This window comes from Enterococcus sp. AZ020 (assembly GCF_050499205.1).
Lineage (GTDB): Bacteria > Bacillota > Bacilli > Lactobacillales > Enterococcaceae > Enterococcus_L > Enterococcus_L dunnyi.
Genome location: NZ_JBIPAT010000001.1, coordinates 502549 through 517414 on the forward strand (window position 1 = coordinate 502549; position 14866 = coordinate 517414).

A 14866-nucleotide genomic window follows, 5' to 3' on the forward strand; every position below is an offset into this window, starting at 1 on the left:
TTTACTAAGCTTTACTCAAGGATCAGAAACTAAATTCAGGAGCATAGTCTCCAGTATAAGGTTCATGCTCTACAAAAACAGTGATATCACTGCCGTTTTGATCTTTTCCAGTCCGTTTATAGGTGAATTTTTTATTGTTCAATTCCGTTAATTCCAATGCTGCCCCATATTTATTTTGTCCGATTGAGACATGTGCACGGATTTTATTGTTGTTCAATACATCAAAGTAACCAAAATCACCGCGACTGATCCCAGTTTCTAAATTGAAAAATTCATACTTATTCGTATCAGCATCAAATTTTGCCAAACTAATGAAATTTTTATTGTAGGCTGTAATATCATTTCCTGCTTCATCAAGAACTTTAGTGCCATTCCATAGTTGTTCGCCTAAAATTGCCGCACCGTTTCGTTTCGTCTCGATCGTGCCAGTCGTTGTGTTGAGTATTTTAGCTGGTTCTGTAAATGTCAGCTTTCCTTTATTATACGGGATATGTTCTACAAATACATCTACTTCATTTCCAGCCTGATCTTTGCCTTTTCGTGTATACGTAAATTTTTTATTCGTTAGTTCTGTAATACCAACAACTGCTTGATAGTTCATCGATTCTGAGATCAAGATTCTTTTCGTTCCATCATTAGTGATAAAGAAAGTACCGCGGTCTCCCCGACTTTCTCCTGTGTTTGCATCAAAAAATTCATATTGACCTGTTTTGCGATCATATTTTGCTAGACCAATAAAATTCGCATTTTCTTTTGTTAAATCGTTATGGTCTTTATCATATACTTTAGTTCCCTGCCAGTTCGTTTGTCCTAAAATTTTTGTCAGTTTATCGCCTTTGGTTTTATCCTTTGTTTGATTCAATTTTTCAACTTTGGGCTGATCACTGCTTTTGACACCTAAAGATTCTTGTGTCCCCACACTGCAACCTGCTAACAATATAGCCAAACTTGATACCCCAGCGATTATTTTTTTGCTATTTTTATTCATGATTCTTGCTCCTTCCAAAAATAAGATATTTTTATTTCCTACTCTTATTCTAGCGGGCGATTCTAAACTAGCTCTATCGAAAAAATAAACAAATTATAAACAATCACAGATATAAAAAAACCAGTCTAAACGATCATTCGTTTTAGACTGGCTTTTTAAGGGTTTAAAGCATCTTTCCTGAGTAAAATGACGCTGGTAATAAATCAAAATCATACGTTGCCAGCTCATCGAGAGTGATCGAAGCATGGGCTCCTTCATGCACCATCAAATTACTCAAGCCATTCGGATCGATATGAACCAAAATCACTGGTTTATCTGTGGCATAAGCATAACCTAATTCCCATGCTGTTCCACTATCAGAATAATTTCCATGATAGATCGCAACGACGATTTCTGCCCATTTTATATGTTTGATGTCATCTGTAAAGGTTTCGATCGACCATTGTCGTGAACCCACTTCGGCTCCATTATCTAGAGGATGACGCATCGGTGAAAAGACGGATAAGTTTTTTTGAGCTAAAATTTTTTCTACCTGCTCTACATACGCAATTTCTTCCTCATTAAAAAATGGACTAGCTAAATAAACTCGTTTCATTTTTATACTCCTTTTATTGATTTAATGAATTCAGTTGTTCTTACTTGTTAGTGTATCAAAGTTTAAATAAAACGCAAAGAACATTTGGGTCCTACAAAAAAAGCGACTGAGACATAACTCATCGAGCTACATTTCAGTCACTTACAGTTCAAATAAATATTGAAGAAAAAACAAATCATTCGAAGTTAAATGCTTCTATTCGGTTTATTTAGGTAAGTTTTCATAAAAAGCTGCTTTGGTAGCTGTTATATAAGGCGTCAACCATAAATAACCAATTCCAGCTGTAAGAATTGCCAAAATATGCCAGCCTAGGAAACTTAAATCTAATAGGAACAATTGCCCTTTATACCCTTTCATCAGCTTACGGCTGCGTGTGATACACTCTAAAAAGCCAGAACGTTCTCCTGTCTCTTCATACGTATCATAATAGACAAAATAAGCTTGTGAATAAGCATAGCCTTTAATGATCCCTGGGATGATAAATAATAACGACCATAAGAAAATGAAGATCGTCATTAATAGATAAACACAGATCACACCTAAAATCACTGGACCGGAAAAACCACGGAAGGCATCAGAAAATGGTCGGATTTCTTGTCTTTTTCCACGTAACAAATCAAGATACGTCCATGAAATCCCAGCACTAAATAATGCTGCCAATAGACCACCTACGAGTCCTCCTCCGCCGCCTCCACCGGAATTTCCATCATAGCTTGCTGTACCGCTTACGATATCCGGGTTGTTCTGAACGAATAAAATCACTGGTAAAACCAGTAAAATAAACAAAATAAGACCGATTGCAATTGAAATCAAGGTAGGGACCAATGACATCAACACACTATCCTTCCAGCGTCCACGAAGAACTGCTTTTGCTTCTGTTTTTAATTCAGCTCTTGTTTTCATAAAACTTCACTCCTTTCTTACATTAGTACAATTAGTATAACAAATATTTAGATTTTACAAAAAATATACGCCTTTTGAAGATGATCATTTTCATAAAAAAACACTCCTTTCTCCATTTAGACAGAGAAAAGAGTGTTCTTACTTATCATAACTATTAAGACTCTTTAGTAAAGATGTCTTATTTGTTTTTTAAGTTGTAGAAAGATTTCAAACCTTTGTATTCAGCAACTTCGCCTAATTGGTCTTCGATACGTAATAATTGGTTGTATTTCGCAATACGGTCAGTACGTGATAGAGAACCAGTTTTGATTTGTCCAGCGTTTGTTGCTACAGCGATATCAGAGATTGTTGAATCTTCTGTTTCACCAGAACGGTGAGAAACAACTGCAGTGTAGCCAGCTTCTTTCGCCATTTCGATTGCTTCAAATGTTTCAGTTAAAGTACCGATTTGGTTTACTTTGATCAGGATTGAGTTAGCGATACCTTTTTCGATACCTTCAGCTAATTTAGTTGTGTTTGTTACGAATAGATCGTCACCAACTAATTGAACTTTGTCACCTAAAGCAACAGTTAATTTTTTGAAACCATCCCAGTCATTTTCATCTAAACCATCTTCGATTGAGATGATTGGGTATTTCGCACATAATTCTTCGTAGAATGCGATCATTTCTTCAGTTGTTTTTTCGCCTTCGCCTGAATCAGCTAAAACGTAAACACCTTTTTCTTTGTCGTAGAATTCAGAAGAAGCAGCATCCATAGCAAGAACGATATCTTTACCAGGTACATAGCCAGCTTTTTCGATCGCTTCGATGATTACTTCGAAACCTTCTTCATTTGAACCAAGGTTAGGAGCGAAACCACCTTCGTCACCTACAGAAGTAGCTAAACCGCGAGCTTTTAAGATTCCTGCTAATGCATGGAATACTTCAGCACCATAACGTAACGCTTCTTTAAATGTAGGAGCGCCTACAGGCATGATCATGAACTCTTGGAAGTCGATACTGTTATCAGCATGAGATCCGCCGTTGATGATGTTCATCATTGGAGTTGGCAATACTTTTGTATTGAATCCGCCTAAGTAGTGGTATAAAGGCACTTCTAGGTAATCAGCAGCAGCACGAGCTACAGCGATAGAAACACCAAGAATAGCGTTAGCACCTAATTTACCTTTGTTAGGAGTTCCATCTAATTCGATCATTGCTTTATCAATTGCCATTTGGTCACGAACATCGTAGCCAATGATTGCTTCAGCGATGATGTTATTAACGTTGTCAACTGCTTTAACAACCCCTTTACCTAGGTAACGAGATTTGTCGCCATCACGTAATTCAACCGCTTCGTATTCACCAGTTGAAGCTCCAGATGGAACCATTCCACGGCCAAAAGCTCCGCTTTCAGTGTATACTTCTACTTCGATTGTTGGGTTACCGCGTGAGTCTAAGACTTCGCGTGCGTAAACATCAGTAATAATTGACATGTTTTGTCTCTCCTTTGAGTTTGTTTTATACTAAGGGGATTCGAGCTCCCTTAATTATGATTGTAGTGAATAATCCTAAGCTATGCAAACATTTTTTGCGTATTTCATAAATTATTCGATGAATCTTCGATTTATTGCGTATATTGTTATAAGCAGTGCCTATTTAACTGCATCCAACAAAGCTAAGAATGAGTCAGCTTCCAAGCTAGCTCCGCCGACTAAAGCACCGTCAACGTTTTCTTTTGCCATATATTCAGCAATGTTTTCTGGTTTTACAGAGCCGCCGTATTGGATACGAACTGCTTCTGATACTTCTTTACCGTATAATTTTTCTACAGTTGAACGAACAACACCACAGATTTCATCCGCAATGTTGGCATCTGCAGATTTACCAGTACCGATTGCCCAGATTGGTTCATACGCAATGACCATAGATGATACTTGATCGTTTGTTAAGCCCACTAAACCGTTAGTGATTTGTCCTTCGATCCATTCAGCTGTTTTTCCAGCTTCATAGGTTTCTAAAGATTCACCACAACAGAAGATCGGTGTCATATTGTTTGCAAAGATTGCTTTGGCTTTTTTGTTGATGTCTTCATCTGTTTCGTGGAAATACTCACGACGTTCTGAGTGACCGATGATCACATATTGAACACCTAGATCTGCGATTGCAGCTGGAGAATTTTCACCAGTGAACGCACCAGCATTTTCCCAATAGCAGTTTTGCGCAGATAATTGCACTTGTGAATCTTTAAGATTCCATGCTAATGGCGCTAAGAACAATGCAGGAGATCCGATTACTGAATCGACAACATCACTTGATGGAACAGCATTTTTTACTGCTTCAGCAAAGCTTTGTGCTTCTGCTAAAGTTTTATTCATTTTCCAGTTACCAGCGATAATTGGTTTACGCATGAAAAAACACTTCCTTTAATTTTATGGTGTAGATTGTTTAAACGGTGTTCAAAAGGCAAACGTTCAGTAATTTCCTTCACCTACTAAACTCCAATACTTGAAGTTCAGCAGGTTCAGTCCAACTACTCAAGCTTAAACGCCTTTTTATAACCTCTTTATTTATCGTTGATCGCTGCTAATCCAGGTAATTCTTTACCTTCTAATAATTCTAAGCTTGCGCCGCCACCTGTTGAGATGTGCGTGAATTTATCAGCAAAGCCTAATTGAATTGCTGCAGCAGCAGAGTCTCCTCCACCAATAATCGTTGTTGCATCAGCTAAATTAGCGATTGCTTCACAAACACCGATCGTTCCTTTAGCAAAGTTGCTCATTTCGAATACGCCCATAGGACCGTTCCAAACAACTGTTTTCGCACCATCTAAAGCTTGCGCGAATAAAGCAATTGTTTCAGGACCAACGTCAAGACCCATTTGACCTTCAGGAACATCACCAGTATGTTCTTCTGTTGGTACATCATTTGAGAATTCAGCTGCTGTGATCGAATCGATCGGCAAGATCAATTTGTCACCTGCTTTTTCGATTAATTCTTTCGCTAAAGCTACTTTATCTTCTTCTACTAAAGATTTACCGATATTCATCCCTTTAGCTTTGTAGAATGTATAAGTCATTCCGCCGCCGATCAAGATCTTATCTGCTTTTTCGATCAAGTTTTCGATAACACCGATCTTGTCAGAAACTTTTGCTCCGCCTAAAATCGCAACAAATGGACGTTTTGGTGCAGTAACAGCTTCACCAACGAATTTGATTTCTTTTTCCATTAAGAAGCCGGCAACTGTTGGAATACCAGTTGATGCAATACCAACGTTAGAAGCGTGCGCACGGTGAGCCGTACCAAATGCATCATTTACAAATACATCGCCTAAAGAAGCCCAATATTTGCCTAATTCAGCATCATTGCCGCTTTCTTTTTTGCCGTCGATATCTTCAAAACGAGTGTTTTCAAAGACTAAAACGTCGCCATCTTTCATATTGTTGACAGCCGTTTCTAATTCAGTCCCGCGTGTTTCAGGAACGAATGTTACTGGTTTGCCTAATAGCTCACCTAAACGTTCTGCAACTGGTTTTAAAGATTTACCTGCTTTATCTTCTTCTGTTTTTACACGACCTAAGTGAGAGAAAAGAATCGCTTTTCCGCCATTGTCGATAACATATTGAATTGTTGGCAAAGCTGCAACTATACGGTTGTCGTTAGTGATCACGCCATCTTTCAACGGTACATTGAAGTCAACACGGACAAGGACTTTTTTGTCTTTTAAATCAACATCTTTGATTGTTTTTTTAGCCATTATGGAGTACTCCTGTCTATAAAATTTTTAAACGAAACAATATAAGCGGAGAAGCGCGTTGCTTCCCCGCTTATTATTTCACAGTTCTTTAAATTTCACTAATAATAAGTATAGATCTTATAAGTTAGCGAAGTACTCTAAAGTACGAACTAATTGTGCAGTATAAGACATTTCGTTGTCATACCAAGCAACAGTTTTCACTAATTGTTTGTCGCCAACTGTCATTACTTTAGTTTGTGTAGCATCGAATAATGAACCGAAAGTCATACCTACGATATCAGAAGATACGATTTGATCTTCGTTGTATCCGTAAGATTCGTTAGCTGCTTTAGCCATTACTTCGTTTACTTCTTCAACAGTTACGTTTTTGTCAAGAACTGTTACTAATTCAGTTAATGAACCAGTAGCTACAGGAACACGTTGAGCAGCTCCGTCTAATTTACCGTTTAATTCAGGGATAACTAGACCGATTGCTTTAGCAGCACCAGTTGTGTTAGGAACGATGTTTTCTGCTGCAGCACGTGCACGACGGAAGTCTCCACCTGGGTGAGGTCCATCAAGAGTCATTTGGTCACCTGTGTAAGCGTGGATTGTAGTCATAAGACCTTCAACAACACCAAAGTTGTCTTGTAATGCTTTCGCCATAGGAGCTAAACAGTTAGTTGTACATGAAGCACCTGAGATAACTGTTTCTTTACCTGTTAAGATATCGTGGTTAGTGTTATAAACGATTGTTGGTACGTCATTTCCACCAGGAGCAGAGATAACAACACGTTTAGCACCAGCTTTTAAGTGTAATTCAGCTTTTTCTTTTGAAGTGAAGAATCCTGTACATTCAAGAACGATATCTACGCCTAATTCGCCCCATGGTAATTCTTCTGGGTTACGGTTAGCAAGAACTTTAACTTCTTTACCGTTTACGTTGAAAGAACCTTCGTGAACTTCAACAGTTCCGTTGAAACGTCCTTGAGTTGTGTCATATTTTAACAAGTGAGCCAACATTTTAGCATCTGTTAAGTCGTTGATTGCTACTACTTCGATTCCTGCTACATCTTGGATACGACGGAATGCTAAGCGTCCGATACGTCCAAATCCATTAATACCTACTTTAACTGTCATTAAAGATTTCCTCCTTATGAAAATCAAAAATTTTTTTATTTTAAAGGGTTGCCCCTTTTAAAATCTCATTTGCAGCAGCTTCATCTGTAATGAGCCACGTTTGTTTTGGTGCATTTTTCATATAAGCGCGGATTGCTTTGGCTTTTGTCTTTCCGCCTGCGATCGCCACGACATGTTGAATTCTTTGAAGATCTTTCAATTGAAGTCCGATACGGGGAATTTTATAAACGACTTCCCCTTCTTCATCGAAGAAGTAACCAAATGATTCTGCTACTGCATTATTTTGCTTTAACATGACCATTTCATCATCTGACATTTTACGTCTGGCTGCCATATGAAGTGCACGACCAATACTATGCACGACACAGTTGCTCTGTTCGATCAATGTCAATACTTCTTGGATCGATGGTTCTTGTAATAAAGATTTGTATGTTTCAGGACTTAATTGTTCCGGGACATATAATGCCCGATGATGACCACCAGTTTTGTTAGCCATAACTGCACTGACCGAATTCGCTTGAACACTCATTGCTTCACCAATTCCGCCTCTAGCTGGAACAAACAAATTGTGACGTTTCTCTGTTTCCAAAGAGCCCATATGTTCAGCCGTTAGAGCCATCGTTGTTCCGCCCATCACTGCAATCGTGTTATTGCCGTCAGGTAAAAGTAAATCAAGTGCGTCAGTTAAAATATCACCGAATTCATACAAGACTTTTTCTTGATTGTCACTATTGCCAGCAACGACTATACAGCGCTTGATGCCAAAATACTGACTGATCTCTTTTTCGATTTGATGCATGCCAAGAAGCTGATTCATCACTGTCTCTAACCCTTGATAAACATCTAATCCTTTTCCAGTCAATGTCATTCCACTTTTTGAAGTCTCGATCAGCTGCAGGTTCTTTAAAAAATCTGTCTCAGTTCTCAAGACTCGTTCTGTGATCCCCATACTATCCGATAGACTTCGACGTCCAATAGGCTGCATCCAGTATATATTACGAAGAATATGAAACCTTTCCTGCATTACATCGAGCAAATCTGGAGCAACAGCTTCAATCATTTTCAATTCATCCAGCATGATGCGCTCCTTCGTTGGTCTTAAAACGTCCAAGTGAGACTTAAAACGACCTATGAACTTTAAAAAAATAGGATTGATGTTCTTCTTTCTCATTGTTAAATTCTATCTAACAGTCTTAAAAGCGTCCCTCAATCTTACATACATAGTTTAACAGTTTTCATTTGGCTTTTCAAGAAAAAGCGATTATTTTTTTGAAATGTTCACAAACTTCTTTTTCTATAGGAAGTAATTCCAACGAAAAAGAATGAACAAAAAAAAGAACCCCATTTCTTTTAAAAAGAAATTTAGGTTCTTCGTTTCGTTTTCTATAGGTCCTCTTCATAAAATCGTCCAAGGATTTTGACATTATCTGAAATACTTACAAAAGCAGAGGGATCCGAGTCTTTCATTGCCGCTTCCAGCGCCGGCAGTTCAAATCGTGTCACAACTGTTAACAGTAAGGTTTGTTTATCATGACGATACGCCCCTTCTGCTTCATGGATGATCGTGATACCTCTTCTCATTTTTTGCTGGATCCCTTCGATCACTGCATCAGGATTTTTAGTGATGATCATGACTTGCATTTTCTTTTGCTTCGTATAGACAGCATCCGTCACTTTACCACTGACAAAAATCGATAAGGCACTGTAAAACATATACTGCCAGCCAAACAAATAGCCAGCGACAAAAATGATCAATCCATTGAAATACATGGAAATCGAGCCAACTGAACGCCCAGTTTTTTTGCGGATCGTAATACTAAAGATGTCTAATCCACCGGAAGACAAGCCATTTTTCAGTGCAAAACCAATACCTGAACCCATCACAGCTCCACCAAAGATCGCACAGATGATCGGATCATTAGAAAGGATCGTCTGCGGGACGATTTGCATAAATATGGAGGTCAAAGTAACCGTCAATACTGTAAAAATCGTAAATTTCTTTCCTATTTTGAGCCATGCTACAAAAAATAATGGGATATTCAATGCATACAGCGTGATTGAAACAGGAACATTAAATCCTACGACACGCGTTGATAGTGTAGTCAAAATTTGGGCTAAACCGGTGATACCACTAGAATAAATATTGCCCGGCTGATAAAAGAAGTTCATCGCCACAGATGCTAAAATCGCATAAACGATCGATACGGACAGTTTTGTTGTATAATCATGGATCGGCAAGCTGTCAAAAAATTTTTTCATGAAAAGGGCCTCTCTTTTTCTGATTGTTAGCTCTCATTATACGTGCTTTGCAATCAGAAAAAAAGCATAATTATTCAAATGAAAGAAAAGAAATTTCTGTTTCCATTTTAATTTACATTTAAGATAGACAACATTTCTGAGTAGCCTAAGCTTTTCGCGTAATCCTCTGCCGTACGCCCAGTATTGTCTCTCAACGTTTTATCTGCTCCTGCCTCCACTAAAACTTGAACGATTTGTTGATAAATTTCGGAACCATCTCTTAATGCAACAGCTTCAATTAGAGCAGTATAGCCATAATTATTTTGATGATCGATGTTTGAACGACCATCTTTCAATAGTAGCTTAACATTTTCCAAATGTCCTTTTTCTGCCGCTGGAATCAACGCGTTTCCGCCAAAACGATTGACTTTTTGTTGATCAGGAGTTGCTTTTTCCAGCATGTAAGCCAAGATTTCAGTTTTCCCCTGAGCGCCTGCATAGAGATAAGGACTATCAGAAATTTGATCTTGTTGATTGATATCAGCACCAGCATCGATCAGTTGTTTGGCGATCTCAATAAAATTTTGATGTGTCGCAATTAAAAGCGGGCTTTCTCCTTTTTCATTTACTTCGTTGATCCTATAATCCGTTGCAAGGACCTCTTGAACTGTTTTCATATCATTATCGCTCACTGCTTGAAGCAATGTTCCTTGTGGAAATGTTTGTTTACTTGATTCAGCAGCTTCATTATTTGAAGGTTCTGTTATTTCTTTTTTTGACATGATCGTCGACTCCTCTTCTATTTTTTGTTGAGTACTTACTTTTTGCTGGCAACCAGAAAAAATAAGCAGTCCTAAACTGGTTGATATCAATAAAGCTACTCTTGTTCTTTCCATGATTTTTTCCTCCTGCCAAATCATTGTAAATTCAGTATAAAGGATAAATATAAACAAATTATAAACGGAGTCGATCTAGTTTAAAAAGAAAAAGAGCTGAACACGATCTCGGCTAGTTTTCGCCTGAACCATGTTCAACTCATTTATTTTTTATTCGTCGATTGCTGTAACATCGATATTCAATTCAAATAGTTGTAAAGGTGATACAACACTTGGCGCACTTGTCATTGGATCAGCAGCTTTTCCGTTTTTAGGGAAAGCGATCACTTCACGAATATTGTTTTCACCAGCTAAAAGCATGACTAAACGATCTAACCCTAGAGCGATCCCGCCGTGTGGAGGGAAACCATAGTCTAGTGCATCCAGCAAGAAACCAAATTGTTCTTGTGCTGATTCTTTCGTGAAACCAAGCGTTTCGAACATTTTTTCTTGTAATTCACGTTTATGGATACGTAGAGAACCGCCACCTAATTCATAGCCATTCAACACGATATCATAAGCTTCTGCATAGACTTTCGCAGGATCTGTTGCAAGCAGCTCTACATCAGATTCTTTTGGCTGGGTAAACGGATGGTGAGCAGATACATAGCGACCAGCTTCTTCATCATATTCAAATAATGGCCAGTCAACGACCCACAAAAAGTTGAATTTAGACTCGTCGATCAAGCCCAACTCTTTGCCTAAACGAGAACGAATCGCTCCAAGAGCAGCAGCGACAACTTCTGGCTTATCTGCACCAAACATTAATATGTCGCCAACCTCAGCATTTGTCGCTTTGATCAAGTCATCAGAAACGTCTGTCAAGAATTTAGCAATCGGTCCTTTAAGTCCATCTTCTTCTACTTTTAGCCAAGCCAAGCCTTTTGCTCCAAATTGACTCACATACGTACCTAAGTTATCCATATCTTTTCTTGAGTATTTATCTGCGGCACCTTTGGCGTTTAGCGCTTTGACTTGTCCGCCGTTTTCTAAAGCCATTTGGAACACTTTAAAATCAACATCTTTCACAACATTTGCAATGTCGATCAACTCCATGTCAAAACGGGTATCTGGTTTATCGCTGCCGTAACGTGCCATTGCTTCATCATAGCTGATACGTGGGAATGGTAAAGTAACTTCGATTCCTTTTGTTTCACGCATTACTTTTGCCAGCATTTCTTCCGTCATCGTCTGGATCTCTTCTGGAGTCAAGAACGTCGTTTCAATATCCACTTGTGTAAATTCAGGCTGACGATCACCACGTAAATCTTCGTCACGGAAGCAACGAACGATTTGATAATAGCGGTCAAAACCAGCATTCATCAATAATTGTTTAAAAATTTGCGGTGATTGTGGTAAAGCGTAAAAATGTCCAGCGTGAACACGTGAAGGAACTAAGTAATCACGAGCGCCCTCTGGTGTAGATTTCCCTAAATAAGGTGTTTCGATATCCATAAAATCAGTATCATCTAAATAATGGCGAATCGTTTTAGTCACTTGATGACGTAATTTTAGGTTTGCTGTCATTTGTGGACGGCGCAAGTCTAAATAACGGTATTTCAAGCGTAATTCATCCCCAACGTTATTTTCATCTTCGATCAAAAATGGTGGTGTTTTAGCTGTATTTAAAATCGTGATATCTGTTGCCATGATTTCAAATTCGCCTGTTTTCATTTTTGGGTTGATCGCTTCTTTATCTCGATAAGTTAATTCTCCAGTAATTTCAATCACATATTCGCTACGGCATTTGTCAGCCTTTTCCCACGCTTCTTTTGAATGTGCTGGATTGAAAACAACTTGTGCAATGCCTTCGCGGTCACGTAGGTCGATAAAGATAACTCCACCTAAATCGCGGCGTTTTTGCACCCAGCCTTTTAATGTGATGATCTGTCCTACTAAATCTGCGGAAACTTCTCCGCAATATACTGTTCTTTTTGTCATTCGTTTTTGCTCCTCTTCATTTTTTACACGTTATTCATCAAACATTTTTGTCATCATTTCATCATAGACTTCATCAAATTTTTCATAAATATCTGATAAAGGAAATGCTTTTTCTTTCCGGCTTTCCATTGATTTAACATTGACAACACCTTCGGCTAATTCTGTTTCACCCAATGTCAATGCTAATTTGGCATTTAGCTTAGCTGCTGTTTTAAATTGTGCTTTTGCTTTACGATCCATAAAATCACGATCTGCTGAAAAACCAAAATTGCGGATCGCTTGAACTAATTTTAGTGTTTCAACATTCGTTTGTTCTCCGATGCCGACAACATAAGCGTCGATTTCGTTGATCACAGGAACAACTACCTGCTCTGCTTCCATTGTGATCAATACACGTTCGATCCCTAAAGCAAAACCAAAACCTGGTGTTGCAGGTCCGCCTAAATCCTCTACTAATCCGTCATAACGTCCACCCGCACAAATTGTCGATTGGGCGCCCATTCCTGGTGCTTCACTCATGATTTCAAAAATCGTGTTGGTGTAATAATCAAGTCCTCGAACCATATTACTATCAACTTCAAAAGGAATATTCAATTCCGTTAACATCGTTTTAACTGTTTCAAAATGTTGTTTAGACGATTCACTCAGATAATCTAAAATCGACGGCGCCTCTGCAACGATCACTTTATCTTTCTTATCTTTACTATCAAGGACACGCAGCGGATTTTCATGTAGGCGGCGTTTTGAATCTTCACTTAGTTCAGCAGACTTAGGTTCTAAATAATCGATCAACGCCTGACGGTACGCTGCTCTGGTTTCCTTATCGCCTAATGAATTGATCACTAATTTGATTTGTTGAATCCCTAATTGCTTGAAAAAGTCTAATGCCATCGCCATACTTTCTACATCTACAGCTGGGTTCTCACTGCCAAATGCTTCAGCCCCGATTTGGTGAAATTGTCTTAAGCGACCTGCCTGCGGACGCTCATAGCGAAACATCGGTCCCATATAATAGGTCTTATAAGGCTTAGAAAACTCAGGACCAAATAGTTTATTTTCCACGAACGACCGAACGATCGGTGCAGTTCCTTCTGGACGCAATGTAATGTGACGTTCCCCTTTATCGTAAAAATCATACATTTCCTTGGAAACGATATCTGTCGTATCTCCCACACTACGAGAAATCACTTCATAATGTTCAAAGATCGGCGTGCGGATTTCTTCATATTGATAATCACGAAAAATCAAGCGTGCTGTTTCTTCAACGAACAGCCACTTCTCGGAAGTTCCTGGTAATAGATCATTCGTTCCTTTTGGTTTTTGATAACTCATTCTTTCATCTCCAATTTATTATTCATCTTTTACCTCTAATGGTAAATGTGTGCTGCTGTAAAAAAGTTTACGCTAACGATCTCTTTTGAATCTTTACTAGAATACTCAGTGATACTTTATTGTTTTTACATTTTAGAAAATCTTGATCGTTCTATTTAGGTATTACCTAATGAGCTTAACATGCTTGTCTTATCGTTATTCGTCGTCAGTTTGGTTGGAACCAGTTGCACACTTTCAATTCTTAACGCTTTAACTATTTATTGTTTATCAACTGTTCTGGCAGAGCCAATCGTAAACCTTCAATTCTTAGTACTTTAGTCCTTTGTACTTTATCAAAGCTAGTATGCTTAAGCGTGATTCCTAGTATGGACACTTCGCTCACTTTGTTCGCCAAGTATTGTTCATCATCTACTCTGGCGGAGACGATTGTGGGCCTTCAATTCTTAGTACTTTAGTCCTTTGTGCTTGATCAAAGCTAGTATGCTTAAGTGTGATTCCTAGTATGGACACTTCGCTCACTTTGTTCGCCAAGTATTGTTCATCATCTACTCTGGCGGAGACGATTGTGGGCCTTCAATTCTTAGTACTTTAGTCCTTTGTGCTTGATCAAAGCTAGTATGCTTAAGCGTGATTCCTAGTATGGACACTTCGCTCACTTTGTTCGCCAAGTATTGTTCATCATCTACTCTGGCGGAGACGATTGTGGGCCTTCAATTCTTAGTACTTTAGTCCTTTGTGCTTGATCAAAGCTAGTATGCTTAAGCGTGATTCCTAGTATGGACACTTCGCTCACTTTGTTCGCCAAGTATTGTTCATCATCTACTCTGGCGGAGCCAGTCGTAGTGATTCACAACAAAAACTCGCCCTTGTATATATACAAGGGCGAGTGAATAGACACACGCGGTACCACCTAAGTTCGAAAGATTGCTCTTTCCTCTAACGATTAACGCTCGCGACGGAACGGCTTTTCTTCCGTTCTTCTCTAGAATGTCTTTCAATTTCGCTGATGAAGCTGCTTTCAGCCTAGGCAACTTTCTCTTATACAGTCAGAATGAAATTTACTCGTTCTTTCATCGAATTTTGATATTACATATAAACTACTAAAATTCTCTACTAAAGTCAAGGGGATTCAGTAAA

Annotated in this window: 12 protein-coding genes and 1 other annotated feature; all 12 genes read right to left on the bottom strand. The window is 38.6% G+C overall.

The window, feature by feature from the left end:
- Positions 1-22: 22 nt before the first annotated feature.
- Entirely contained in the window at positions 23-988 is a 966-nt protein-coding gene (locus IGI58_RS02405; RefSeq protein ID WP_429954616.1) for a DUF4822 domain-containing protein, read from the bottom strand.
- A 163-nt stretch (positions 989-1151) separates the two neighbouring features.
- The gene (locus tag IGI58_RS02410; protein WP_087641236.1) at positions 1152-1583 is read right to left on the bottom strand and encodes a nucleoside 2-deoxyribosyltransferase; all 432 of its coding nucleotides are present in this window, start codon (positions 1581-1583) and stop codon (positions 1152-1154) included.
- A 204-nt stretch (positions 1584-1787) separates the two neighbouring features.
- Positions 1788-2486, bottom strand: coding sequence for a DUF975 family protein (locus IGI58_RS02415; protein WP_087641235.1), 699 nt, complete (start codon positions 2484-2486; stop codon positions 1788-1790).
- Between the two features lie 178 nt (positions 2487-2664).
- On the bottom strand, positions 2665-3963 hold the full coding sequence (eno, locus tag IGI58_RS02420) for a phosphopyruvate hydratase (protein WP_069661790.1): 1299 nt from the start codon (positions 3961-3963) through the stop codon (positions 2665-2667).
- A gap of 159 nt (positions 3964-4122) precedes the next feature.
- The gene (gene tpiA / locus IGI58_RS02425; RefSeq protein ID WP_088269443.1) at positions 4123-4878 is read right to left on the bottom strand and encodes a triose-phosphate isomerase; all 756 of its coding nucleotides are present in this window, start codon (positions 4876-4878) and stop codon (positions 4123-4125) included.
- Between the two features lie 155 nt (positions 4879-5033).
- A complete protein-coding gene (locus IGI58_RS02430) occupies positions 5034-6224 on the bottom strand; it encodes a phosphoglycerate kinase (protein WP_225534281.1) in 1191 nt (396 codons plus the stop codon).
- A 117-nt stretch (positions 6225-6341) separates the two neighbouring features.
- On the bottom strand, positions 6342-7343 hold the full coding sequence (gap, locus tag IGI58_RS02435) for a type I glyceraldehyde-3-phosphate dehydrogenase (protein WP_086329496.1): 1002 nt from the start codon (positions 7341-7343) through the stop codon (positions 6342-6344).
- Positions 7344-7383: 40 nt separating this feature from the next.
- Entirely contained in the window at positions 7384-8421 is a 1038-nt protein-coding gene (locus tag IGI58_RS02440; RefSeq protein ID WP_429954612.1) for a sugar-binding transcriptional regulator, read from the bottom strand.
- A 305-nt stretch (positions 8422-8726) separates the two neighbouring features.
- Entirely contained in the window at positions 8727-9602 is an 876-nt protein-coding gene (locus IGI58_RS02445; RefSeq protein WP_429954610.1) for a YitT family protein, read from the bottom strand.
- A gap of 107 nt (positions 9603-9709) precedes the next feature.
- Positions 9710-10477: an ankyrin repeat domain-containing protein gene (locus IGI58_RS02450; RefSeq protein ID WP_429954608.1), complete on the bottom strand. Its 768-nt coding sequence runs from the start codon at positions 10475-10477 to the stop codon at positions 9710-9712.
- Between the two features lie 150 nt (positions 10478-10627).
- Positions 10628-12397: an aspartate--tRNA ligase gene (aspS, locus tag IGI58_RS02455; protein ID WP_429954606.1), complete on the bottom strand. Its 1770-nt coding sequence runs from the start codon at positions 12395-12397 to the stop codon at positions 10628-10630.
- A 30-nt stretch (positions 12398-12427) separates the two neighbouring features.
- The gene (gene hisS / locus IGI58_RS02460) at positions 12428-13729 is read right to left on the bottom strand and encodes a histidine--tRNA ligase (protein WP_429954604.1); all 1302 of its coding nucleotides are present in this window, start codon (positions 13727-13729) and stop codon (positions 12428-12430) included.
- Between the two features lie 875 nt (positions 13730-14604).
- Positions 14605-14812 (bottom strand) — a binding site (T-box leader).
- Between the last annotated feature and the right edge of the window lie 54 nt (positions 14813-14866).

Bases quoted from the DNA above. Each gene is read 5' to 3' on its own strand.
- tpiA (WP_088269443.1), bottom strand. From the start codon at position 4,878: ATGCGTAAACCAATTATCGCTGGTAACTGGAAAATGAATAAAACTTTA.
- eno (WP_069661790.1), bottom strand. From the start codon at position 3,963: ATGTCAATTATTACTGATGTTTACGCACGCGAAGTCTTAGACTCACGC.
- gap (WP_086329496.1), bottom strand. From the start codon at position 7,343: ATGACAGTTAAAGTAGGTATTAATGGATTTGGACGTATCGGACGCTTA.
- IGI58_RS02445 (WP_429954610.1), bottom strand. From the start codon at position 9,602: ATGAAAAAATTTTTTGACAGCTTGCCGATCCATGATTATACAACAAAA.
- IGI58_RS02440 (WP_429954612.1), bottom strand. From the start codon at position 8,421: ATGCTGGATGAATTGAAAATGATTGAAGCTGTTGCTCCAGATTTGCTC.
- hisS (WP_429954604.1), bottom strand. From the start codon at position 13,729: ATGAGTTATCAAAAACCAAAAGGAACGAATGATCTATTACCAGGAACT.
- IGI58_RS02415 (WP_087641235.1), bottom strand. From the start codon at position 2,486: ATGAAAACAAGAGCTGAATTAAAAACAGAAGCAAAAGCAGTTCTTCGT.
- IGI58_RS02405 (WP_429954616.1), bottom strand. From the start codon at position 988: ATGAATAAAAATAGCAAAAAAATAATCGCTGGGGTATCAAGTTTGGCT.
- IGI58_RS02450 (WP_429954608.1), bottom strand. From the start codon at position 10,477: ATGGAAAGAACAAGAGTAGCTTTATTGATATCAACCAGTTTAGGACTG.
- IGI58_RS02430 (WP_225534281.1), bottom strand. From the start codon at position 6,224: ATGGCTAAAAAAACAATCAAAGATGTTGATTTAAAAGACAAAAAAGTC.
- aspS (WP_429954606.1), bottom strand. From the start codon at position 12,397: ATGACAAAAAGAACAGTATATTGCGGAGAAGTTTCCGCAGATTTAGTA.
- IGI58_RS02410 (WP_087641236.1), bottom strand. From the start codon at position 1,583: ATGAAACGAGTTTATTTAGCTAGTCCATTTTTTAATGAGGAAGAAATT.